The 23,359-nt window shown below is 71.3% G+C and carries 19 protein-coding genes; 12 read left to right on the top strand and 7 right to left on the bottom strand.

All coding sequences use genetic code 11. The features are described from left to right. Nucleotides 1–214 precede the first annotated feature (214 nt). On the bottom strand, nucleotides 215–1,120 hold the full coding sequence (locus AC068B_RS37720; RefSeq protein ID WP_478675985.1) for a LysR family transcriptional regulator: 906 nt from the start codon (nucleotides 1,118–1,120) through the stop codon (nucleotides 215–217). Between the two features lie 469 nt (nucleotides 1,121–1,589). Here AC068B_RS37720 and AC068B_RS37715 point away from each other — a divergent pair, with 469 nt between their 5' ends. Further along, nucleotides 1,590–2,756: a ParB/RepB/Spo0J family partition protein gene (locus AC068B_RS37715; protein ID WP_478675984.1), complete on the top strand. Its 1,167-nt coding sequence runs from the start codon at nucleotides 1,590–1,592 to the stop codon at nucleotides 2,754–2,756. A gap of 45 nt (nucleotides 2,757–2,801) precedes the next feature. Here the strand turns inward: AC068B_RS37715 and AC068B_RS37710 are convergent, their stop codons facing one another. Genes AC068B_RS37710 through AC068B_RS37700 form a run of 3 tightly spaced genes read right to left on the bottom strand, consistent with a single transcriptional unit; the run spans nucleotide 2,802 to nucleotide 5,847 of the window. Continuing rightward, the gene (locus AC068B_RS37710) at nucleotides 2,802–4,274 is read right to left on the bottom strand and encodes an aldehyde dehydrogenase family protein (RefSeq protein WP_478675983.1); all 1,473 of its coding nucleotides are present in this window, start codon (nucleotides 4,272–4,274) and stop codon (nucleotides 2,802–2,804) included. After that, the gene (locus tag AC068B_RS37705; RefSeq protein WP_478675982.1) at nucleotides 4,274–5,374 is read right to left on the bottom strand and encodes a phenazine antibiotic biosynthesis protein; all 1,101 of its coding nucleotides are present in this window, start codon (nucleotides 5,372–5,374) and stop codon (nucleotides 4,274–4,276) included. Before AC068B_RS37705 ends, AC068B_RS37710 begins: the two co-directional genes overlap by 1 nt. Continuing rightward, nucleotides 5,371–5,847, bottom strand: coding sequence for a hypothetical protein (locus AC068B_RS37700; protein ID WP_478675981.1), 477 nt, complete (start codon nucleotides 5,845–5,847; stop codon nucleotides 5,371–5,373). Before AC068B_RS37700 ends, AC068B_RS37705 begins: the two co-directional genes overlap by 4 nt. A 347-nt stretch (nucleotides 5,848–6,194) precedes the next feature. Here AC068B_RS37700 and AC068B_RS37695 point away from each other — a divergent pair, with 347 nt between their 5' ends. Together AC068B_RS37695 and AC068B_RS37690 are read left to right on the top strand one after the other, a co-directional pair. After that, nucleotides 6,195–6,557 (top strand): YybH family protein, encoded by a 363-nt coding sequence (locus AC068B_RS37695; protein WP_055563924.1) that lies wholly within the window; start codon nucleotides 6,195–6,197, stop codon nucleotides 6,555–6,557. Nucleotides 6,558–6,579: 22 nt separating this feature from the next. After that, nucleotides 6,580–8,157: an MFS transporter gene (locus AC068B_RS37690; protein ID WP_478675980.1), complete on the top strand. Its 1,578-nt coding sequence runs from the start codon at nucleotides 6,580–6,582 to the stop codon at nucleotides 8,155–8,157. A gap of 7 nt (nucleotides 8,158–8,164) precedes the next feature. On the opposite strand, the gene AC068B_RS37685 is transcribed toward AC068B_RS37690, so the two are convergent. After that, on the bottom strand, nucleotides 8,165–9,076 hold the full coding sequence (locus AC068B_RS37685) for a LysR family transcriptional regulator (protein ID WP_478675979.1): 912 nt from the start codon (nucleotides 9,074–9,076) through the stop codon (nucleotides 8,165–8,167). Between the two features lie 308 nt (nucleotides 9,077–9,384). Between AC068B_RS37685 and AC068B_RS37680 the strand changes: the two genes are divergently transcribed. The 5 genes from AC068B_RS37680 to AC068B_RS37660 all read left to right on the top strand — a co-directional run bounded on the left by AC068B_RS37680 (nucleotide 9,385) and on the right by AC068B_RS37660 (nucleotide 13,317). Next, entirely contained in the window at nucleotides 9,385–9,942 is a 558-nt protein-coding gene (locus AC068B_RS37680) for an adenylyl-sulfate kinase (protein WP_268772645.1), read from the top strand. A 97-nt stretch (nucleotides 9,943–10,039) separates the two neighbouring features. After that, a complete protein-coding gene (locus AC068B_RS37675) occupies nucleotides 10,040–10,831 on the top strand; it encodes a class I SAM-dependent methyltransferase (RefSeq protein WP_478675978.1) in 792 nt (263 codons plus the stop codon). Between the two features lie 71 nt (nucleotides 10,832–10,902). After that, nucleotides 10,903–11,820: a sulfotransferase domain-containing protein gene (locus AC068B_RS37670; RefSeq protein ID WP_478675977.1), complete on the top strand. Its 918-nt coding sequence runs from the start codon at nucleotides 10,903–10,905 to the stop codon at nucleotides 11,818–11,820. A gap of 115 nt (nucleotides 11,821–11,935) precedes the next feature. Further along, complete coding sequence (locus AC068B_RS37665; protein WP_478675976.1) at nucleotides 11,936–12,469, top strand: cupin domain-containing protein; 534 nt, start codon at nucleotides 11,936–11,938, stop codon at nucleotides 12,467–12,469. Between the two features lie 71 nt (nucleotides 12,470–12,540). After that, the gene (locus AC068B_RS37660; protein ID WP_478675975.1) at nucleotides 12,541–13,317 is read left to right on the top strand and encodes an SDR family NAD(P)-dependent oxidoreductase; all 777 of its coding nucleotides are present in this window, start codon (nucleotides 12,541–12,543) and stop codon (nucleotides 13,315–13,317) included. Between the two features lie 56 nt (nucleotides 13,318–13,373). On the opposite strand, the gene AC068B_RS37655 is transcribed toward AC068B_RS37660, so the two are convergent. Further along, a complete protein-coding gene (locus AC068B_RS37655; RefSeq protein WP_478675974.1) occupies nucleotides 13,374–14,204 on the bottom strand; it encodes an alpha/beta fold hydrolase in 831 nt (276 codons plus the stop codon). Between the two features lie 149 nt (nucleotides 14,205–14,353). Here AC068B_RS37655 and AC068B_RS37650 point away from each other — a divergent pair, with 149 nt between their 5' ends. The 4 genes from AC068B_RS37650 (at nucleotide 14,354) to AC068B_RS37635 (ending at nucleotide 21,182) form a co-directional block, all read left to right on the top strand. Beyond that, nucleotides 14,354–14,914 (top strand): hypothetical protein, encoded by a 561-nt coding sequence (locus AC068B_RS37650; protein WP_478675973.1) that lies wholly within the window; start codon nucleotides 14,354–14,356, stop codon nucleotides 14,912–14,914. Nucleotides 14,915–15,018: 104 nt separating this feature from the next. Next, on the top strand, nucleotides 15,019–15,825 hold the full coding sequence (locus tag AC068B_RS37645; RefSeq protein ID WP_478675972.1) for a response regulator transcription factor: 807 nt from the start codon (nucleotides 15,019–15,021) through the stop codon (nucleotides 15,823–15,825). Further along, nucleotides 15,815–17,926 carry a sensor histidine kinase gene (locus AC068B_RS37640; RefSeq protein ID WP_478675971.1) on the top strand — a complete coding sequence of 704 codons (2,112 nt, stop codon included), beginning with the start codon at nucleotides 15,815–15,817 and terminating at the stop codon, nucleotides 17,924–17,926. The genes AC068B_RS37645 and AC068B_RS37640 overlap by 11 nt, the downstream gene beginning before the upstream one ends. Before the next feature lie 199 nt (nucleotides 17,927–18,125). Continuing rightward, entirely contained in the window at nucleotides 18,126–21,182 is a 3,057-nt protein-coding gene (locus tag AC068B_RS37635) for an AfsR/SARP family transcriptional regulator (RefSeq protein WP_478675970.1), read from the top strand. 53 nt (nucleotides 21,183–21,235) lie between these two features. Here the strand turns inward: AC068B_RS37635 and AC068B_RS37630 are convergent, their stop codons facing one another. Then, nucleotides 21,236–22,969: a bifunctional 3'-5' exonuclease/DNA polymerase gene (locus AC068B_RS37630; protein WP_478675969.1), complete on the bottom strand. Its 1,734-nt coding sequence runs from the start codon at nucleotides 22,967–22,969 to the stop codon at nucleotides 21,236–21,238. Nucleotides 22,970–23,359: the final 390 nt, after the last annotated feature.

Raw genomic sequence — 23,359 nt, 5'->3', positions numbered from 1 at the left:
GGTCAGCCGGGCATTACGGTGGGACACGAAGACCTCCGTGTGGTGCAGTCCTAGACAGCTCCACCACACCGGAGGTCTTCGCCATGATCAAGCCCGGCGGGTGTCAACAACGCTCGTGATCAATATATGCGTAGGTCTCGGGTTCGAATCCCGAAGGCGGCTCATCTGGAACCCCAGGTCAGATTTACTCTGGCCTGGGGTTTTCTGCGTTTGGTCAGGCGATCGGCTCGGGGACGGGGGCCGGGCGCGTGAAGGACTCGTGGCAGTGGTGGATCAGTTGGCGCAGGGCCGGGTTGTCCGTGGTGGACCAGGCCAGGGACAGGACGGGTTCCGTGTGGATGTCCGCGATCCTGCGGGTGGTCAGGCGGGGGCGGTGCTGGGCTACCAGGGACTCGGAGAGGATGGCGACGCCCAGGCCGCGGATCGCCAGGTCGGCGATTGCGCTGGGGGCGCCTGCCTGGAACGCGATTTCCATGTGGACGCCCGCCGCGGCGCAGGCGTCGTCGAAGACCCTGCGTACCCCGGCGCCCGTCGGGAGGCTCACCACCGAGTGGCGGGCCAGGTCTTCGAGGGTCACCTCGGGCTTTTCGCAGAGCGGGTGGCCGACGGGCATCGCGGCTACCAGGGGCTCGCGGATGATCTCGTATGCCTCCAGGCCCGGCGGGGTGGAACCGGAGGTGCTGACCAGCGCTATGTCGGCGGTGCCCGCGCGCAGTCGTTCCAGGAGGCGGTCGGAGGTGTCTTCGAGGAGGGTGATCTCCACGCCGGGGTGCCGGTGGTGGAAGGCGGACAGCGCGTCGAAGAGCGGTGTGACCGTGCATGCCGTCACCATGCCGACCACGAGCCTGCCCCGGATCAGGCCGTTCACCTCGTCGACCGCCTGCCGCACGGCGTCCACGGCGGCCAGGGCCGAGCGCGCGTGCCGCAGTGCGGCCACTCCGGCGGGGGTGAGTCGGGTGCTGCGGCCGGAGCGGTCGAACAGGGAAGTCCCGAGGTCGTGCTCCAACTGCCGGATCTGGGCGCTCACTCCGGACTGGCTGATGTGCACGCGCTCCGCGGCGCGAGTGAAGTTCTCCTCTTCGGCCACCGCGACGAAGTATTCGAGCTGCCTGAGTTCCATGGCTCGCGATTCTAGTAATTGGCGATGGTATTCGTATGGCTTCTGGTCAAATTCCGCTTGAGGGGGGATGGAGGTTTGGCGGAGAGGGGTTGGGGGGCGAGTGGGGGTGTCAACTGTCAAGCTAATTGGGGAATTTGGCTGGAAAGTGTGCGAGTGTGGCGGGCGTGGTCGCTGTCACAGTGGCCCCACGGGGTACCTGGGCGGTAATTTAAGTAAACAACTATTCCAGGTTCCGGCGTTGTCACGAGTTCCGTTTCTGCCCTGCGCGGCGACCATTCCGCGCATTCTATGAAGCACGTTCTGAGCAAGTCGGTGGGAATTGTTTATTCCGCTTCGCGGGGGCGACGGTTGCGTGTCGATGCAGACAGGCGAACTCTGAACAGGGGGCGACGGGTTCATGTATGCGAGCGAGTCGACGGAAGTATGGGAAGTCGAGGCAGCCGAGGCAGCCGAGGAAGCTGCAGGAGCGGTGGAAGCGGGAAAGAAGCCTTGGGAAATACGGCCGCATTCACTGCCGGTCGAACGGATACCCGTCGACCTCTTGTGGTCGGCCGACTCACCGCGGCTGGTCGGCGAGAACGTCGACCACATCCGGGTCCTGGCCGAGGCCGGATCCGATCTGCCGCCGATCCTCGTCCACCGGCCGACGATGCGCGTCATCGACGGTATGCACCGCCTGCGGGCGACCGTGCTGCGCGGTGAGCGGGAGATCGCCGTCCGGTTTCTCGACGGATACGAGCCGGACGTGTTCATCGTGGCCGTCCAGGCCAACACCACCCACGGGCTGCCCCTGACACGGGCCGACCGCAACGCCGCGGCCACCCGCATCATCCACTCCCACCCGCAGTGGTCGGACCGCATGATCGCCTCGTTCGCCGGACTCTCGCCCAAGACGGTCGGGAGCATCCGGCGCAGGCTCGGCGACGATCTGCCCGCCGCGCCGGTGCGGATCGGGCGCGACGGCCGGACGCGGCCGGTCGACAGCAGCAGCGCACGCGCCGCCACCGGCGAGTTCATCCGGACCCACCCCGACGCGACGCTGCGGCAGATCGCCGGGGCCGCCGGAGTCTCCCGTTCCACCGCCCGTGACGTGCGCAGGAAGTTGGAGGAAGGGGGGCAGGGGCTCGGGGTGGTGGCGCGGCCGCGGCTTGTTCCCTCGCCGCACCATCAGGACGCGCCCGATCTCACGGCCGCCCCCGCCCTGGGAGCCCTGGGAGCGGTGGGAGCGGTGGGGGAGGGGGGAGGCGTGGGAACGGTGGGGTCTGTGGGCTCCATGCCGGTGGGAGATGCGGCGGGGAGTGCGGTGGGTGCCGTGGCTCTGACGGCCCGGGTCGCCTCCGATTCCGCTGTGACCTCGCCCATTTCCGCGCGGCTCACCCCTGCGGACTCGGACCTGAGCGCCGCCGCCGACCTCATTCCGATCCTGAAGCGGGACCCCTCCATCCGCTTCACCGACTCCGGTCGTCTGCTGCTGCGGCTCCTCGACGCGGCCACGCTGCCCCCTGACGAGTGGAACCGGCTCATCGAGAGCGTTCCGGCCCACTGCGTCGACATGGTGGCGAACGTGGCGCGCGCCTGCGGAGAGGTCTGGCTCAACGTCGCACAGGAAGTGGACAGTCGCGCCGCACAGCGGTGACGGCCGGGGCAACCGGCGGTAGCCGGGTGTACCGGGGGGGCGACTTCAGTCTCGTACGACCGTCTTCGTGCGCATCAGGAAATCGGAGAGGTAGCCGTCGTGCGGCAGCCCGGGCCGCATCCAGTGGGTCGCGTGGTCGCCGACGTACAGGTTGGCGATGGACGGTTCCGCGAGGAGCGCGTCGAGCAGCGGTTCCTGGTGCGTCAGCGCGGTGAGCACCAGGCTGCCGCGCAGCGGAGCGATTCCGTCCGCCGGGCGCCAGGGCGCCACCCACACGCAGGGGAAGGGGAGTTCGGCGCCGAGCTGAGGGGCGTCGGCGCGGTCGAGCTGGTGGACGGCCGGGCGCAGGACCGCGCTGCCGTCACCCAGCTCGTCCGCCACCGTGTCCGCGCCCAGCCAGGCCCGGGCCCCCGCGGCACGGCGCCCCACGTACTCCGCGAGCGCCCGGGCACCGGCGGCCGGTTGTACGGGCAGCACCGCCTTCGGGTGGTCCGGCGGGAGGCTGGGCAGCGCCGAGAACCGTTCGGCGAGCGCCTCGCACAGCGGCGTCGGGTCGCCCTCCACCAGGACGGCCGTCGTGTTCACGCAGCCCGTACCGCCGCGCCCGGCGACGGAGTCCACGATCGTGTCCAGGTGGTCGCGCCAGTCCACGTCGGCCGTCAGCAGGACCTTGGAACGGCCGGGGCCCTGGAGCAGGACGGTCGGGTCAGCGCCGTACTTGCGGACCACGTCCTCGCCGCCGTACACCAGGCCCAGACCGGCGCCCCGCAGCACGGCGTCCGCGCCCGCGTGGTCCGTGGGCAGCAGCGTGATCTCGTCGTTCCCGAAGCCCGCGAGGCGCAGCGCGGAGACGAGCCGGTGCGGCGTGAACGGCTCGCGGCGGGAAGGTCGGACCGCGACGCGGAAGCCCAGCGCCAGCGCCTCGGGCCACAGGCTGTGGGTGCCCGGGTGGTTGCCCGCCGCGTGCACGGCGAAGACCTCGCCGCGCCGCGTGTGGACGGCGCGGCCGCTCCTGACCAGCGGGTCCCGCCAGTCGGTGACCGCGCCGGCGGGCCGTGCCTGTGCGATGCCGGTCGCGATGTCCCGGAGCCGTTCCGCGATCCGGTCGACGGCCGATGTGACCTCCGTGAGCGGGACGCCGCCGACGCGGCTGACCAGGAGGCGGTACTCCGCCACGCTCAGCCCGGCGACGGTGCCGGTGGCGAACAGGTCGGCCGCGGCGGCGATCCTGCGCACCCGCTCGTCGGCCGGTGCGGGGGCCGCGCGGCGGAGCGCGGAGTGGGTGCGGCTGACGAACGGCGGGGGCACGAGGCTCAGTTCGGCGGCGGGGCGGCCGGTCACGTCCGTGACCACCTGGCGGTTCCTGGCGCGGAACTCGCCGCGGGGGCCGAGCGCGTCGAGCTGCACCAGCTCCTGCACGGGCTCCTGTACCGGCTCCTGCACCGGTTTCCGCACCGGATCGCCGGTCGTGCCGTCCTGAGCGTGCGTCGGGGCGTCGGGATTCGGGGTGGATGGCATTAGTACACGCCCTCCACCACGTCCTCGTTCTCGAACCTGCTGACCGGCGCGATGTCGGCCACGGAGTCGCCGGGGCCGCCGTCGAGCGGCTCGACCCGCGTGGCGAGGTCGCGTTCGAGGTTGTTGGGGAGCAGGAACGACTTGCTGACGTGGCTGGCCACGACCCGGCCGCGCGCCCCGTACGGGACCGGCCTGAGCGTCTCGGGGTCGACGACCGAGAACGTGACGTACGGGCTCAGCGTGTCGAAGACACAGGGGTCGTCGTCGCCGAGGCCGGGGCGCTCCCCGGCGAAGCCGAGGATCATCGTGCTGCCGTAGTTCCCGGAGAAGACGGTGTCGGGGAAGATCTCCGTCCGGTACACCTGGCGGGAGTCGGGGTCCAGCTGCGTGCCGCCCCAACGGATCGCCCTGACCTTCTCGTTGATGAGCTCCACGAGTTCGTCGCGGCGCGCGATCCGGTCCAGGATCGGCGGGGTGACGGTGAGGATGCCGATGTCCTGGGAGCGCAGTACGTCCGCGGCCTGGTCGACGACGTGCTCGGCGTAGTCGTCGGCCTCGCCGCCGCGGCCCCCGGATATCAGGCGCTTCACCCAGCGGGGGTCGAGGTCGATGGTGAATCCGTGCTTGCCGTGCGTCGTTGCCGAACCCCGGAAGAACTCACCGACGATGTGCGGGCCGCTGGGAACGATTCCCAGCCAGTTTGCGCCCCGCGGGAAGCCGTGGGCGTCCAGTTGCTCGCCGGTCCAGTGGAGCAGCCGTCTGCGCCAGTCGCCGTGCAGGACGACTCGTTTGGGGGCGCCGGTGGTGCCGCCGCTCTCGAACACGCCGCGGACGTCCGGGTTTTCGCCGTAGCCGCGCGGGATCAGGTCCTCGGCGCGGACCGTGCGGAGTTCGGAGGCGACATTGGGGAAACGTACGAGGTCGGCCACCGAGGAGATGTCGGTCCGCGGGTCGAAGTCCAGGGACTTCGCGCGCTCCAGCCAGTAGGGGGAGCCGGTGTCGGGGCCGAAGTGCCATTCCATCGCGGCCCTGATGTATTCGTCCGGGTCGGGCCGGACGCCGGGCGGGAGGTCGAGGATGTCCCAGGTATGCGACGTCATGTGGTTGTCGTTGTCCTTCCCGGCTTTTCGCCCGACATTTTGGCTTCTGAAAGAACCGTGGCATTGGAACCGGGGCCGTTCGGGGGTGTCAACACCGCCACGGGTGTCCCGGTGATGGCTGTCCCGGAGAACGCCGTCCCGGCGAAAGCCGGGCCCAGGGCCTGCAGCGACGCCAGGTCGTGCAGCCCTTCGACCGTGCCCTCCGCCTCGAAGGTGGCGCGTATGTCCGGGGGCCGCCCGATCAGCGCGAGGGCGGCGTTCGGGGGCAGTTCGTCCAGTGGTGGCCGCTCGTCCGTCTCCCAGAGCATCACCGCGCCCCACCGGTTCTGCTCCCGGTCCGCGAAGTAGATCTTCAGCCGCAGGCCGGGCACCTGGGTCCAGTGGTCGAGCGTGTGGTCGCGCAGGTGTTCGCGCATGGACTCGATGGTCTGCGGCGTGCCGTCCAGGTGCCACCAGGCGACGTCGACCCTCATGGCAGTGCTCGCAAGACGTGACTGATCGTGTGCGGTGCGTAACTGGACATGGGTGCCTCCGTCTTCGGTGTGAGAGGGCGGGAGGGGAGGGGGACGGGACAGGGAGGGGTGAGGGAGGGAGGGGGCCAGTGAGCGTACGGGGCGTTCGGCCCGGACGCCGAGGTGGCGACTGAGGAATTCCTCAGTCCCCCCGGCGGTCGTCGGTAGCCCCCCCCTGGCAGGCGTCCTGGTTCCGCGAACCAGATCTATTGCTTCTGGTTGCCAGAAGTAAGGGGAGTTGGACTTGCCAGATCCCCGCAGCCAAGCTTGACGGTGCTGGAAATCAGCTCTGAACGAGAGGCTCCCCTGTGTCCGAATATGAGAAGGCCTACAAGCCGGAAGACATCACGCGGCTGTTCGTCGAGCGCGCCAACAAGGGCGACGCGACCGGCGTGGCGGAGCTCTACGCGGAGGACGCGGTGGTGGCCTTCCCGCCCGGCCAGATCACCCAGGGGCGCGAGGCGATCCGCAAGCTGTGGGAAATGGCGATGACGCGCAACCCGAAGTTCGAGCCGGAGGAGCCCCTTCCGACTCTGATCAACGGTGACATCGCCCTCACGTCCACCCCGCCGAAGGACGGCACGGGTGCGCGCGCCCAGGTCGTGCGCCGCCAGCCCGACGGTTCGTGGCTGCGCATCCTCGACCAGCCCGAGTTCATCCAGCCCAAGTAACCGACCCCGGGGGAGATCAGCCATGGCCAAGCGATGGTGGACGTTGGTGGTCGTCTGTGCGTCGACCTTCATGCTCCTGCTGGACGCCACCATCGTCACGGTCGTCCTGCCGCAGATCCAGAGCGGACTCGACAGCAGCTTCGCCGACGCGCAATGGGTGGTCGACGCCTACTCGCTGACGCTCGCCGCGATGCTGCTGGTCGGCGGTTCGCTGGCCGACCGCTACGGCTACCGCAAGCTGTTCATGGTGGGCCTCGCCGTCTTCACCGTCAGCTCGCTGCTCTGCGGTGTCGCCTCCTCCCCCCTCATGCTGATCCTCTCGCGTGCCGCACAGGGCATCGGCGGATCGGTCATGTACGCCACGTCGCTGGCGCTGCTCGCCCGGACCTTCACCGGGAAGGAGCGGGGCGTCGCCTTCGGCGTCTGGGGCGCGGTGACGGGCCTCGCCTCCGGACTCGGGCCCGTCTTCGGCGGGTTGATCGCGGCCAACATCAGCTGGCGCGGCATCTTCCTCATCAACGTTCCCCTCGGCATCGTCGCCATCGCGGTGACGCTGTGGAAGGTCGACGAGTCCCCGGCGCGGGGCAGGCTCAAGCTGGACTGGCCGGGCTTCGTCCTGTTCACCAGTGGTCTGGTCGCGCTGATCTACGGTCTGATCCGGGCCGGTGAGACGGAGTGGGGCAACACCGACGTCGTGCTGTGGCTGGGTGCGGCCGCCGCCCTCCTGATCACCTTCCTGATCGTGGAACTCCGGTCCGCGGAGCCCCTGTTCGACCTGTCGCTGTTCCGCACCCCGACGTTCGTGGGCGGCTCGATCGCCGCGTTCACCATGAACGGCTCGCTGTTCGCGATGCTCCTCTACCTGGTGCTCTACCTGCAGAACGGCCTCGGCTACTCCGTGCTCGAATCCAGCGTGCGCCTGCTGGTGATCAGCGTGTGCGCCCTGGTGGCGTCGACCGTCGCGGGACGGCTGAGCAGCAAGCTGCCGGTGAAGTGGCTGATCGGGCCCGGCCTCCTCCTCGTAGGCATCGGCCTGCTCCTCATGTCGGGGAACGACGCGTCGAGCAGCTGGACCCACCTCATCCCCGGCTTCGTCGTGGCCGGTATCGGCAGCGGTGTCGTCAACCCGCCGCTCGCCTCCACCGCCGTCGGCGTGGTCACGCCGGACCGGTCGGGCACCGCGTCGGGCATCAACATCACCTTCCGGCAGGTCGGCATGGCCGCCAGCATCCCGATCCTCGGCTCCATCTTCACGGCGTCGCTCCACGACGACGTCCTGCGGAACCTGTCGGGCATCCCGGAGCTGGCGAGCAGCGCCCCGGGCGTCGCGGCCGCCGTCGAGCACGGCGATGTGTCGGGGCTCGGCGAGAAGGTGCCGGCGTCGATGCGGGACGAGGTCGCCACCGCGCTGCACTCCGGTTACGCGGAGGCGCTCAACGACCTGCTGATCATCACCGGTGTACTGGCCCTGGCCGGAGCGGTGTTCGCCTTCTTCCTGATCCGCACCAAGGACTTCCTGGCCGCCAAGCCGCCGCCGCAGGACACCGGTGATGCTGGTGACGCCGGTGTTGAGGCGGGCGAGCCGCAGCCCGTGAAGTGACGGCACATCAGGGTGTGGGCTCGGCAGGGGCGTTACGTTCCTGAATGCGGTGGAGCGCATGCTGGATGACCGCCTGCGCCGCGGGATCGATCGTCCGGTCGTCGGGCCACGCCAGATACAGCCGCCCGTGCATGTCCGGGTCGCGGAACGGGATCAGTCGCAGATCCTCGCCCGCTGACCTGACCGCCCCCCGCGGCAGGATCGCCACGCCGAAACCGCGGGCGGCCATGTCCACCAGGACCTGCGGATCGCTGGCCGCGAAGGCGATGGGCGCGTCGATGTCCGCCGTGGCGAGGGAGCTGTCGAGCTGCCGCCGGGTGCCGCTGTCGCTTGGCAGCGAGATCAGCTGACGGGACGCCAACTCCTTGAGCAGCAGGGAATCCCGCTCCGCGTACTCGTCGTCCGAGCGCACCACCGCGACCAGCGGGTCGGCGAGGATGACCTCCGTGCGCAGGAAGGACGGGGGCTCGACGGCCATGCCGAGGAAGGCCATGTCGAGTTCGCCGTCCTTCAGCGCGTCGACGAGGTCGTCGGTGCTGCCCTGGCGCAGCGCCACCTCGACGGTGGGATGCTCCGCCTGGAACTCCGCGAGCATGCCGGGCACGTCGAGCGACGCCACCACCGTCACCATGCCCACGTTCACCTGCCCCCGCAGCAGCCCCGCCACCTGGTCGACCGCGAGTCTGGCGTTGCGGATCGCGGCCAGCGCGGCCTTGGCGTAGGGCAGCAGGGCCTCGCCGACGGCGGTGGGGCGGACCGTGCGTCCGGACCGGTCGAGCAGTTCGTACCCCAATTCCCGTTCGAGTCGGCGTATCTGCGCGCTCACGCCCGGTTGTGTCACATGGACCCTGGCCGCCGCTCTGGTGAAGTTGCCGTCCTCGACGACAGCGACGAAGTACTCGAGTTGGCGTATCTCCATAACTGACCGATCTAGGCTTCAGTACGAACAGATATTGGACGCCCGGTAAACGCCGGGACAATACTGACGGGGTCGCTCGATCAGTGTCCGCTCGACCGAGTGGAACGCCGGAAAGAGCGACCATTCAACGGCGCATTCAACGGCCAGGCAGTGGCCTTTTTTCACGGGGATACTCGAGATTTTCCGAGTAATGCATGCTGAATTTGCGTGCCAAAATTTTCTGAGGAATTTTACAGCAGCGAAGTCGTGCTGTGAAGAGTTCGTCCGCGCCGAGCGGGCCACCGTACGTCCACTGAGGGGAGCCATCCATGGGAACCACGGGAGTTGGAGGCGCCGATTCCGGCGGCGCGGTCATCTGGGTGACCGGGCTTGCCGAGGCCGGCAAGACGACGGTCGCCCGCGAACTGGTCCGTCAGCTGCTCCAGCGCGGTCGGCAGCCGATTCTGCTCGACGGCAACGAGGTGCGGACCGCGTTGGGCATGATGACCTCCGGTTTCGACCGTGAAAGCCGGATAAAGACATCCATGACCTATGCACGACTGTCCCAACTGCTCGCGGAACAGGGACATCTCGTGGTCGTCGCGACCATCTCGCTCTTCCACGAGGTGCAGCGGCACAACCGGGAGAACCAGCCCGACTACTTCGAGGTGCTGCTCGACGTGCCCGTCGCGGAACTCAAGCGACGGGACAGCAAGGGCATCTACAGCGAGAACGACGACAAGGACGTGGTCGGAATCGGGCAGTCCGCCGAGTTCCCGACCGATCCCGATCTCGTGGTCACCAACTACGGGGATGTCGATCCGAAGGCCGCGGCCACCATGATTCGACTCGCGCACGAGCAGCGTTTGCCGTCCGCCGTGGCGTGAGGAACGAATTCAGACCCGTTTTCACGGATTCACGGATACCGATGCAGTGTTTCAGCGTTTCAGCGTTTCAGTGAACATATAAGGAGCTGTGCCTCGCATGACGACGACTTCGACCAAGCTCAAGCACGGAGACTTCACCGACCTGGCGAAGGACTACTCGAAGTACCGCGAGGGTTACGCGACCTCGGTGCGGGACGCGCTGATCGGCCTGGTCGGCCGCCCGGCCGCCGAGCTCGACGCCGTCGACGTCGGCGCGGGCACGGGCCTGTGGACCCGCATCGTGGCGGACGGCGGATTCCGCTCGGTCACCGCGGTCGAGCCGAACGACAACATGCGCGCCGAGGGCATCTCGGACTCCGAGGGCTACTCGATCACCTGGCGCAAGGGCCAGGGCGAGCAGACCGGACTCGCCGACGAGTCGGCCGACCTCATCAGCATGGCGTCGTCCTTCCACTGGGTCGACTTCGAGGTGGGCACCGCCGAGTTCTGCCGCGTCCTGCGCCCCGGCGGCTGGTTCGTCGCGCTCTACAACCCGCGGCTGATCGAGGTCAACCCGGTGCTCGTGGACATCGAGAACGAGCTCAAGCGCCTGATGGGCGAGCGCAAGCGGATCACCTCCGCCCACCCGCAGATGGTCAAGGAGCTGTCGGACAAGTTCAACGCCAGCCCGCGCTTCGACGACGTCGTCGTGCTGGAGGGCAGGCACTCCGTCGAGCAGAGCATCGACCACTACATCGGCCTGTGGCAGTCGGTGAACGACGTACGGGTGCAGCTCGGCGTCGACAAGTTCGAGCAGTTCCTCGACTACATCCGCGAGCGCCTCGCCGACGCGAAGAAGCTCGAGGTCACCTACCTGACCAGGGCGGTCGCGGCGCGCGCCAAGAAGTGACCCGCCACCGCTCCGACTCCGCACCGACGCCTTCGGCCGTGAAGCCGCGGGGGAGAGACAGGACTTCCGACATGACCGAGGACTCCGCCCGGGAACAGGAACGGGAACTGCGTCCGGACGAACTGGCCCGGCGCAGTGCGCGACTGCTGGGCGAGCACGACATCGTCGTGGCCGGTGACCCGGGCTCCGGGCAGGCGCTCGTGGCCAACATCGTGTTCGAGCTCGGCTTCGACTACCTCGACCCGTACGTCGAGCCGCCCCAAGAGGCCGACGGTGTGTCGCAGTCGGCGGAGGACCGTCTCGACTACTACCGGCAGCGTCTTGCGGCCACGTCCGAGAAGAGCCAGGCGGCTCTGGACAGGGCGGCGAACGGGGCCGTCGCCAAGAGGTTCATCAAGACGCACTTCTACCCGGAGGTGTTCGCGGAGTCCTCGGTGAACACCGCGATCCTGGTGGTGCGGGACCCGCGCGACACCATCTACTCGTCGTACAAGTGGTTCTCCTCCTTCGGCGGCTCCTGGATACCGGACGCCGCGGACATGATCGGGAAGCTCACCTACCCCGACTTCCTCGACCGCGTCAGGCTCGGGGACGGGGAGCCCTCGATCCCCGGCTGGGCCCGCTTCTACCGGAGCTGGCTCGAAGCGGCGCCGGACTTCTCGAAGTTCGCCGTCGTACGGTTCGAGGACCTGAAGTCCCACCCCGTGGGCGCCATCACCGCCATGCTCGCGGCCCTGGGGCTCGCGGTGCCGCCCGAGGTGGTCGAGCAGGCGGCCGAGCGCAGCTCCTTCAAGGCGATGCGGGCCCGTGAGGACGCGGCGTCCGCGGGTGAGGGCGACACCACCAAGAACGCGCGCATCATGCGGCGCGGTCAGGTGGGGGAGTGGCGCGAGTGGATCGGGGAGGGCGACCTGCGGGAACGCTTCGCCCACCCGGGTCTGGTCGATATGGCGGCGCGCTTCGGGTACGACGCGACGCCTACGGAGTAGGCGCGTTCACCGCGGAGGGCCGGGCCACGAGATGACTCGTGGCCCGGCCCTCCGCGGCTTTACGGAATGGTGAGCTCCGGGGTTATTACGCTCTCGCGCCGGGGAGCGATCGATCATGGCCGAGACAGTCGAAACAGCAGAAGAGGTGGCCGCGCGGCACGGGCTGCGCCCGCTGCCGGTGGAGGGCGGACTCTTCCGGCGGACCTGGGTGGGGCCGCCGGACCCGGACGGACGCCCCGTGGGTTCGGCGATCGTCGTCCTCCTCACCACCGCCCCCGGCGATTTCTCCGCCCTGCACCGGCTGCCCACCGACGAGGTCTGGCACTTCTACGAGGGCGACGCCCTGGAACTGCTGCTCCTCGCCCCCGACGGCTCCGACCGCACCGCTGTCCTTGGCCCCGGCGGCGACGTGCAGTTCGTCGTCCCCGCGGGCACGTGGATGGGCGCGCGCGTCCCCGCCGACGGCGGACGGCACGGCTGGGCGCTCTTCGGGACGACGATGGCGCCCGGTTTCGTCCCCGAGGATTACGAGGGCGGGGACGCGGAGGAGTTGAGCGCGCGGTATCCGGGGCGGGCCGGACTCATCCGGGAGTTGTGCCGGGCGGGGGAGCCATTGCGTATGAAGGCAGGGGATGAGGATGGGGGATGAGGCCGGGGGGATGAGGACGGGGGACGAGAGGGAGTTGGGTGAGGCAGAGAGTGGTGAATGACGTGGGCTCCATGCGGGACGATGCGCTGCCCGGGCTGGCGGGGCGGGTCGCTCTGGTGACCGGCGCCAGCGGGGGCATCGGGGCCGGGATCGCCTGGCGGTTCGCGCAGGCGGGGGCCGCGGTCGTCGTCCATTACCGGCGGGGCGGCGAGCGGGCCGAGGAGCTGGTCGGGCGGATCGTGGCGGCGGGCGGTGACGCCGTCGCCGTAACCGCGGACCTGACCCGGGAGGAGGAGTGCCACCGCCTCGTCGAGGAGGCGCACTCCTGGCGGGGGCGGCTCGACGCGCTGGTCAACAACGCCGGGATCCAGCCCCTTCAGGCGCTCGACGGTATGTCGGCGGCGGACTGGCGGGAGCTGTCCGAGGCGAACGTGACGAGTGCGTTCTGCTGCACGCAGGCGGCCGCCGGGATCATGGCGGGCCAGGACGGCGGCGGTACGGTCACGCAGATCGCGTCCATCGAGGGCTCGCACCCCGCCCCCGGCCACGCGCACTACAGCGCGTCCAAGGCGGCCCTGATCATGTTCGCCCGCTCCGCCGCGCTGGAGTACGGCCCGCGCGGCATCCGCGTCAACAGCGTCTCGCCCGGCCTTATCGACCGTCCTGGGCTCGCCGAGGACTGGCCCGACGGCGTGGAGCGGTGGGGCAGGGCGGCACCGCTCGGGCGGCTCGGGCGGCCCGAGGACATCGGCAGCGCGTGCGTGTTCCTCGCCTCGGACGCGGCGTCCTGGATCACGGGGACGGATCTGGTGGTGGACGGCGGGGTGGGGGCGCGGCCCACCTGGTAGGCCTCCCACCTGGTAGGCGTGCCCACCGGGTAGGCGCGCCCGCCTGGTGGGTGTGTTCAGTGGTCCAGGCGGGCCAGCCAGGTGCGGAGCGCGGAGTTGAAGTCGTCGGGGCGCTCCAGGTTCGGCAGGTGCGCCGCCGACTCGACGACGTGCAGCGTCGAGTCGGGGAGCACGGCGTGCATGGCCTCGGCGTCGGAGACCGGCGTGAACGCGTCGTCGCGGCCCACGACGACGAGCGACGGGACGTCGGCGCGGGCCAGCAGCTCGCGGTAGTCGGGGCGCTCGGCCCGGCCGCGCAGGGCGGCGGCCGCGCCTTCCGGCGGGGCGGACAGCATCAGGCGGTGGACGTACGCGGACACCTTCGCGTTGTACGGAGCCACCATCTTGTCCCGCACCTCGTCCGCGTACCCCTTCATGCCCTCGGCGAGGAGGCGGTCGGCGAGGGCGTTGCGGAACACCTTGCCGTCCGCGGTCTCGGCCGCGGGGGACGTGTCCGCGAGGAGCAGCCCCGTGATGCGCTCGGGGAAGAGGCGGTAGCACTCCATCACGAGCTGGCCGCCCATGGAGACCCCGCCGAGCGCGAATTCGCGCACGCCCAGGTGGTCCACGAGGGCGGCGATGTCCTCGGCGAAGGTGGCGAAGCCGGTGGTGCCGGGCACGACGGTGGACGCGCCGTAGCCACGGAGGTCCGGGGTGATCACGCGGTGGGTCGCGGTGAACGCGGCGCGCTGCGGGGTCCACATCGAGCGGTCGAAGGGGTGACCGTGGAGGAGGACGAGGGTGCCTCGGGTGCGGTTGTCGCTCAGGTTGTCGTCGCCCAGGTGGTCATCGCCCGGGTGGTTGTCGTCATAGCCGATGGTGATGCCGTTGACCTGTGCGGTTGCCATGCCGGGAGGCTAGGCGGGGGGCCGGGGGCGTGCAATGGATTACGTACGCCTTGAGGGGGATGGCGAGTACGACCTCTGTCTTCCGGTGGGGGCGGAGGTTCGTCCTCCGGCCGTACGAAATCGGGGGCGCGGGGCCGAAGACTGGTGGCATGCCCCCGCACATGCCCTCGCACATGACCGTGAACAAGAAGAAGGCCGGTGTCGTCGTCCTCACTGCGGCCGGATGTCTCGCCGCCCTGGGGACCGTCGCCGTCGCGGCGCCCGCGTTCAAGGACAGCGCGCTGATGCCGGACGCGGTGAGCGAGCACGTCTTCAAGGAGAAGACGAAGTCCTTCGCGACGGCGGCGGACGCCCCGGCGCCTGAGTCCGAGAAGGGCGATGGCGGCTTCGTGCTGCCGTCGTGGATCCCGAAGGACGCCAAGAACGTCAAGGTGAAGGTGAAGACGACCGGGGAGGCCAAGCTGATCCGCTTCACGGTGGGCGGGACCGGGCTGGACGGGACCGGACCGGGTGGTGGCAAGGGGTGCGGAGGCTCGGCGGAGGCCCGGGGCCGGGTCGGTGAGCCGCGGCTCGACGCGCCGTGGTGGCCGGACCGGACCCCGCGAGACGCCCGCGCCGAGTGCGGGGACCGCTACCAGTACCGGGTCGCGCTCCAGGGGAACACGGCCTACGCCTGGACGAACGGAGAGCTCTCGTCAGGAGGGCGATAGGGCCCGGCTCAGAGTGGCAGCCACTTATGAGGATCCTGTCAGGCCGCCGTCCCGATCCCATTTGCCTTACCGGAACCGGATGGGCGGTGCCTATCCTCAACGCCATGTGCGCTTTTGTCCTGGTCGCGGAGGACGACGAGAAACAGGCCGAGCTGGTCCGCCGTTATCTGGAACGCGAGGGCCACGAGGTCGCCGTCGTCCATGACGGGTCCGCCGCGCTCGCCGAGGTGCGGCGGCGGCTGCCGGACCTGCTGATCCTCGACGTGATGATGCCGGGCACCGACGGCCTCGCGGTCACCCGTTTCCTCCGGGACGGGAACGGGCCCGCCGAACTGGCCCGCCTCCCGGTCCTGATGCTGACCGCCCGCTCCACCGAGGACGACCTCCTCATGGGCCTCGACACGGGCGCCGACGACTACCTCACCAAGCCGTACAGCCCGCGCGAGCTGATGGCCCGGGTACGGACGCTGCTCCGCCGCGCGGGCGGCATCCACCCGCCGCTGCCCGGCACCGACCGGCGGATCCTGCGCGTGGGCGGCCTCGTCGTCGATCCGCTGCGGCACGAGGTGACGGTCGACGGACGGCACGTCGAGTGCACGCCGGGCGAGTTCGAGCTGCTCACCGTTCTCGCGGAGGAGCCGGACCGCGTCTTCACCCGGCCGCAGCTGCTCGACCGGATCCACGGATCGTCGGGCTACATATCCGCGCGCACGGTCGACGTGCACGTCCTCAACCTCCGCAAGAAGATCGAATCCGACCCGCGCCGCCCGGACCGACTTCTGACGGTTTTCGGGGTCGGTTACAAGCTGACGGGTGCGGGTGTGGACGCGGGTGCGGCTTCGGACGTAGGTGCGGGTGCGGACGGCGGTCGCGTGGGTGCCGGTGAGGCGGGGGCGCGGCGTGGCGCGTGACGTTCCGCTCCGGAAGAGCCTGCTGGCCCGTCTCCTCGCCGTCTCCGTGCTGGTCTCCATCGGCTCCATCGCCGCCACCGCGTGGCTCGCCGCGCAGACCACGTCCGGCGCGCTCCGGCAGGAGCAGGGGCAGGTCCTCGCCGACGACACCCGCATCTACGACAGGCTCCTCGGCGTCGGCGCGGGCGCTCCGCAGTGGCGGGGTGCTGACGAAGCCGTCCGTGACCTGTCCCGGCAGACCGGCCGTCGCATCGCCCTCACCACGCAGGAGCGCAAGGTCATCGCGGACTCGGCGGCCCCTCCGAAGCGGGGCGGCTCGCAGGCGGGCGGCCAAGGGCAGGGGGAGGGGGCCAAGGGCGGTAAGGGAGGCAAGGACGGCTCGGCCAGGGGACCCGCAGATCCGGAGGCCTCCAAGTCCACTTCCCCCAAGGACGACACCAAGCCCGCCCCCCTCCCCCCGACCGCCTCCGCCGTCCTCGACCCGCTCGCCGTCGACAGCGCGCTGGCCCCGGGCCGCGCGGACGAGCAGTCGTCGGACGAGGACGCCACGGCCGACCGCATCGACCCCCGTGCGGTCGGCCCCTACCGCCTCACCAAGGCGGAACGTACGCGGCTGAAGGAAGCCACCGACCGACGCGCGGCCTGTCTGACGGACCTCGGCATGAACCCCCAGGTCGTCGTCGGCCCCAGCGGACGCCCCACCATCAGGGTCGACAACGACCCGGGCGAGTTCCTGCAGACCCAGTGCCGTACGCCGCCCCTCGAAATGCCCACCGAGACCGAGCAGAAGGCCCTCAAGAAGCTCAACTCCCTCACCGGCGCCTGCCTCAAGCGGCAGGGCCTCGACCCCGTCCCTGTCGGCCTCGACCTGGAGGGGCGGGCCGGTCCGAAGCCGGTCGCCGCCACCGTCGGGGCGATCCCCGCCGTGGGTCCCGACGGTCCCGGCGGCGAGCCCACGGCGATCCGTCCGTACGCAGGGGCCGTCGGGCCGGAGGCCACCACCGCCGTCACCGCGTCCTGCGTCGACACCGCGCGCCGCGAACAGCTCGGCCCCTACGTCTCGTCGCCCGCGCTGCTCTTCATCACCAGCTCCGACGGCTCCCGGAGCACACCCGGCTTCAGCCTCTCCCGGGCCAACACCATCCGCCTGGCCGGGCTCGCCGCCGCCGTCCTCGCCGTCACGGTCGCCGTCACCGCGCTCGCCGCGACCCGGCTGACCCGGCCGCTGCGCGCGCTCACCACCGCGACGCGGCGCATGAAGGCCGGTGAGTCGAGTGAGCCGGTCCCCGAGCGCGCCACCCGCTCGGCGGGCGAGATCAGCCAGCTGGCCGCCGCCTTCAACGACATGGCGGCCCACCGGAAGGCGCTGGAGGAACAGCGAAAAGCCATGGTCAGCGACGTGGCGCACGAACTGCGCACCCCGCTGTCCAACATCCGCGGCTGGCTGGAGGCCGCGGAGGACGGTGTCGTCGACACCGACCCCGAACTGGTCACCTCGCTCCTCGAAGAGGCCCTGCTGCTCCAGCACATCGTCGACGACCTCCAGGACCTGGCGGCCGCCGACGCCGGTACGCTCCGACTGCACCGCGAGCCGGTGCGCGCCGCCGAGATCGCCGACCAGGTCGCCGCGGCGCACCAGGCGCGCGCGGACGGCGCGGGCGTGCGGCTCAGAGCCACCGCGTTCGGCGACCCGTGGGTGACGGCCGACCCGCTGCGGCTGCGCCAGGCGATCGGCAACCTCGTCTCCAACGCCGTCCGCCACACCCCCGAGGGCGGCAGCGTCCGCATCAGCTGCCGCACCACGTCCGATGCGGTGCTGATCGAGGTCGCCGACACGGGCACCGGCATCGCGTCCGCCGATCTGCCGCACGTCTTCGACCGTTTCTGGCGCGCGGACAAGTCGCGGACCCGTGCGACGGGCGGCAGCGGGCTCGGCCTGTCGATCGTGCGGAAACTGGTGGAGGCGCACGACGGGACGGTGTCGGCGCAGAGCATCCCGGGGAAGGGATCGCTGTTCACGGTGCGGCTGCCGGTGGGGGTGAGCGCCGACCAGCTCGGTGGAGAGCCGCGTGGGCAAGACCGTGTGGGTGGTACTGCGTAGGCAGCGCGAAAGCCCCGGTCGTTCACCTCCGCCGACCGGGGCTCTCTCTGCTACGGACCCGGCCGCGGCGGCGACACTCCCCCGAGCTACGCGCTGTGCGCGAGTACCGGCGGGCCAGGTCCGATGCGGCGATCAGATCAGGCCACGCCAACAGATCGCTAACATGTGGCCAACGGTCCTCCGGTACCCACTGCGGGACATGGCAGTACGGCACGGGGAGACGGCGTTGAGTGAGCGATGCGGACTGCGGTTCGGTCTGCTCGGGGCGCCTGCCGTGTACGACGCCGAGGGCGTCCCGCACCCCGTGCGCAGCGCGAAGGGGCGCGCCCTGCTGGCCGCGCTGCTCCTCGAACCGGACAGGACCGTCTCCCTCAGCGCGCTCAAGGAAGCCCTCTGGGGCGACTTCCCGCCCGCGTCCGCGCAGGCGTCCCTCCAGAACCACGTGACCCGGCTGCGCCGCCTCCTCGACGACCCGCAGCGGCTGCACGCGGTCCCGCCGGGGTACCGGCTCCGGGTCGGCGAGGGCGAGCTGGACGTCCGGGTCTTCGAGCGCCTGGTCAGGCAGGCGCGGACCGCGCACGCGGAGCGGGACTGGGCACGGGCGGCGGCCTGCGCCACGGATGCGCTCGCGCTGTGGCGCGGCACGCCGTTGAGCGGCCTCCCCGACTCGCTGGACGGCCACCCCCTCGTACCGCGCCTGGAAGAGGCACGCCTCCTCGCCCTGCAGTGGCGTTACGACGCCGAACTGGAACTCGGCACCGGCCTCGCCGCGCTCGCGCCCGAACTGGCCTCCCTCGTCGCGGAGTACCCCCTCCACGAGGTCTTCCACCGCCAGCTGATGCTGGTGCTCCACCGCACGGGCCGTCAGGCGGAGGCCCTCGCAGTCCACCGCGAACTGCGCCGCAGGCTGGTCGAGGAGCTCGGCGTGGAGCCGGGGGCGGGAGTGCGGGACGCGCATCGGGAGGTGTTGCGGGGGACGGCGGGGACGTCGGGGGCGTCGCGGGCGTCTGAAGTCGTAGGAGCGCCCGAAGGGTTGGGGCAGTCAGAGGCCGCGGCGGAGTGCGCGCCTTCCCGCTCCGAGGGGCAGGGTGAACCCGACGGCCGGGGCAACGTCGGGTCGGTCGACCCTGCTCGGCCCGCCCAACTCCCTCCGGACCCCGCCCACTTCACCGGACGCCACGACACCGTGCGGTCCCTTCGGCTCGCCCTGACCGGAGGCCGACGCGTCGCCGTCGTCTCCGGCATGGCCGGTGTCGGCAAGAGCGCGCTCGCCGTGCACGTCGCGCACGCGCTGCGGGAGGAGTTCCCGGACGGACAGCTCTACGTCAACCTGCGCGGCGCCACGCCCGGCACGACCCCGCTCACCCCGGGGCAGGCCCTCGCCGCGCTCCTCCGCGACCTCGGCGCCGAGCCCCGGTGCGCCCCGGACGGCGCCGAAGACCCCGCGGCGGAAAGCGCGTTGCTCCGCTCGCTGCTCGCGCCGACCCGCACGCTCATGGTCCTCGACGACGCCGCGACGGCCGCCCAGGTGCGGCCCCTCCTGCCCGCGGGGCCCGGCTGCGCGGTCATCGTCACCAGCCGCTCGCCGCTGACCGCCCTCGACGGCGCGGACCGCTTCCCGCTTGCCCCCCTCTCCGACGGGGACAGCGCCGCACTCCTGCGCGCCGTCTCCGGCCGCGCCGGGCTCGACGCCGGACATCCCCTTGTCGAACTCGCGGGCCGCCTCCCCCTCGCCCTGCGCATCGTCGCCGCCCGTCTCGCCGCCCGCCGCGCCCTCACCCCCGACGCCCTCGCCGAACTCCTCACCGTCAGCGGCGGCCGCCTGCACCACCTGGAGTACGACGACCTGAGCGTGCGCCGCTCCCTCGCCGTCGCCCTCGACGCCCTGCGCACCTCCGACCGCGAGGCCGACCGCGATGCGGCCCTCGCCCTCGCCCGGATCGGCGCGGTCGACCTGCCGACGTACGGAGTGCCGCTCCTGGCCCGCCTGTTGGGCACCGGCGAACTGCGTGCGGGCGCGGCCCTGGACCGTCTCGTCGACGTCGCCCTCCTCGACGAGACGTCCTACGGCCGCTACACCCCGCACGATCTCGTACGCGACTTCGCGAGGGAGACGGCGGCGGGCGACGTGGGTGCAGGCGTGGACCTCGTAGAGGAGGCCTTCCGCTGGTACGCCGAGTCCGCCCGGCGCACCCTCCTGGCCATCCTGCCCGCGGGCCTGGACCGCACGGACCGCCTGCGCGGCGTGGAATCCCGCCTCGCACGCCCCGGCCGGGACGACGCCGACGCGGGCCCGCCCCTCTCCGCCGAGGCCGCCTTCGCCTGGGGCGACACCGAACTCGCGAACATCCTCGCCCTCACCGAACGGCACCACGACTCCGCAGGTCTGCTCCCCGTCCTCGTCCGCTGCCTCTTCCCGTACCTCCAGCGCCGCGGCCGCCTCACCGAACTGGCCGCGCTCGGCACGCTCGCCCTGAACGCCGCCCGCCGCCAGGGCGACACCGCCGCCGAGGCCCAGGCCCTCACCGACGCCGCGGGCCTGCACTTCATGTCGGGGCGGAGCAGCGAGGCCCTCGCCCTGAACGACGAGGCCCTCACCCTCTGGCGTGCGCTCGGCCTCGTGTCCTGCGTACGCCGCGGCCTCAACAACCGCGGTCTCCTCCTCGAAGGCCTGGGCCGCCACGCCGAGTCCGCCGAGTCCCTCCACCAGAGCCTGGACCTCGCCAAGGAACTCGCCGACCCGCTCAGCGAGGCGATCACCCTCAGCCATCTCGGCAACCTGTACGAGCACACGGACGCCCGCGCCGCCATCACCCACCACGAACGCAGCCTCGCCATCGGCGACACCATCGGGCACGCCGTCGTACGGCAGTCCGCCCACTGCAACATCGGCTACGCCCATCTCACCCTCGGCGAACCGGCCGCCGCGCTCGACCACTTCGAGGAGAGCCTGCGCCTCCACGGCGAGTACGAGGACTGGCACGGCGCGTCCCAGGCCCGCCTCGGCCTGGTCCGCGCCCTGCACGGCCTCTCCCGAGCCGCGGACGCGACGCGCGAGTGCGCGGTCCTCCTCGACCGCGCCGAACAACGCGGCGACACCCACATGACCGGCCTCGCCCGCCACCAGCGCGGGCTCCTTCTCCACGCGGCGGGGCGCGAACAGGAGGCGTACGAACAGTGGCGGACGGCGCTTCGGGCGCTGGACGGCACCGACAGCAAGGTGGCCGACGAACTCAGGGCGCTGCTGACGGCTTAGCGGGTACGTCGTAGTCACGCCGTCGAGTCACGCCGTCGAGTTACGTCGTGGAGTCACTTCGCGTCCGCGTAGCACTCCACGATCGCCGTGGTGAACGGGAAGCGGACCGGTGTCTCCCCGAACGCGATCCGGCCCGCGAGATCACCCGCCTCGCGGACGGCGCGCGCCACCGTCTCCGCCTCCTCCGCGGGGCAGTGCACGATGACCTCGTCGTGCTGGAAGAACACGAGCTCGGCCCGGAACCCGCCCTCCGCGATCGTCCGCCGCAGGGCGGCCAGCATCAGCAGCGCCCAGTCCGCCGCGCTGCCCTGCACGACGAAGTTGCGCGTGAAACGGCCTCTGGCGCGGGCGTTGGTCGAGGCGTACCCAGGAGTGAACTCTCCGTCGGAGGAGCCGGGGCCCGCATCGCCGCCACCTGCCGCCGACTGTCCCTGGGCCGGGGCCTCCTGCGGGATGCCCGCCTCGTCGTCCTCCCCGGCGCCCGCCGCCGGTGGGCTCGTCCGGCCCAGCCAGGTCCGCACGAGCCTGCCCTCCTCACCCGCCTTCGCCGCGTCGTCTACGTACGCGACGGCCAGCGGGAAGCGGCGGCGGAGCGCGGCGAGGTTCTTCAGGCCGTCGCCGGACGTCTGCCCGTACACCGCGCCGAGCAGCGCGATCTTCGCGTGCTCGCGGTCGCCGGAGAAGGCGCGGTCGGACAGGCGGGTGTACAGGTCCTCCTCGCTGCCCGCGACCTCCATCAGGCCCCGGTCGCGGGAGATCGCGGCGAGGACCCTCGGCTCCATCTGGTCGGCGTCGGCCACGACGAGCCGCCATCCCGGGTCGGCGACGACGGCCCTGCGGATCACCTTGGGGATCTGCAGCGCCCCGCCGCCGTTGGTCGTCCAGCGGCCGCTGACCGTGCCGCCCGGGGTGTACTCGGGGCGGAACCGGCCGTCGTGCACCCAGTCCTGGAGCCAGCTCCAGCCGTGGGCCGTCCAGATGCGGTACAGCTTCTTGTACTCGATGAGGGGCTTCACCGCGGGGTGGTCGAGCTCCTCCAGCTCCCAGCGGCGCGTCGACTTCACCCTGATACCGGCCTGCGCGAAGGCCTTGACGACGTCCGCGGCCAGGTCCGGGCGGACGCGGCGGCCGAACGCGGCGGACACCTCGTCGGCGAGCTCGGCGAGGCGACGGGGCTCGCCCCGGCCCGCATACCGCTCGCCGAGCATTTCGTTCAGGAGCTCGCGGTGGACGTCGGCGCGCCAGGGCAGGCCCGCGGCGTTCATCTCGGCGGCCACCAGCATGCCCGCGGACTCCGATGCGGTGAGCAGGCGCATGCGGCCGGGGTGGGCGGTGGCGTCGTGTCTTCGCTGCTGCTCGGCGTGCACCTCGACGAGCTCTTCGAGCGTGACGGGGGTGCCGCCGGGGCGGGGCTCGAAGAGGGAGTCCTGGGTGCCGGGCTCGGCGGCGCGGGGTGGGGGGTCGGGGGGTACGGGGGTGTGGCGGAGCCTGGCGAGGGCTGCGGCGGCGGAGCGGGGCTCGCCCAGGCGGCCCTCGTGGCCCAGGAGGAGGAGCTCGGCGGCCTCGATGTCATAGCAGCGGTCTACTCGGGTGCCGGAGGCGAGGAGGCGCGGGTAGATCTCGGCGGTGGACCGCCAGACCCATCGGTCCACGTCCGGCCGCTTCCGGACGGCTTCGGCGAGGTCGGGCTCGTGGACGACGGGGCCCGCGGGCAGGCCGTCGTCCCCGAGAACGACGAGCTCAGCTCCTCCGCCCTCGGCAACGCCAATGACCCACCGCCGACCCATGGGGCGAGTCTCGCACCCGGCACTGACATTGCTGGCGGGTCGCCTTGGGTGGGGGGTGGGGGGGGGCTGCGCTTGGGGTTCGGTTGGGGGGCGTCTCGTGCGCGGCTGCGGGCAGGTGGGGCGGGTTGCGCCTGTGGCCCGTCGGTGGGTGTGGGGCCCTTCGCGGGTGCGGCCCGGTGGGTGCTTGTGCCTGCTGGCTGCTTGTGGGTGCGGGGCCGCGGGGGTATGTACGTACTCGCTATCCCTGCGCCGCGCCTGAAGACCTTCCGGCTGTCAGGGTGTGCTTGGTGCTCCGTGCGCACATACCCCCGCGTCCCCTCCCGTGTCGTCCGCGGCTGCGGCCCGGTGGGGGCAGCCTCGGGCCCGGCTGTTGACCCTGCTGACGGCTGC

The organism is Streptomyces sp. NPDC042371 (assembly GCF_056437465.1).
This window is presented reverse-complemented; position numbering and strand designations above follow the sequence as displayed.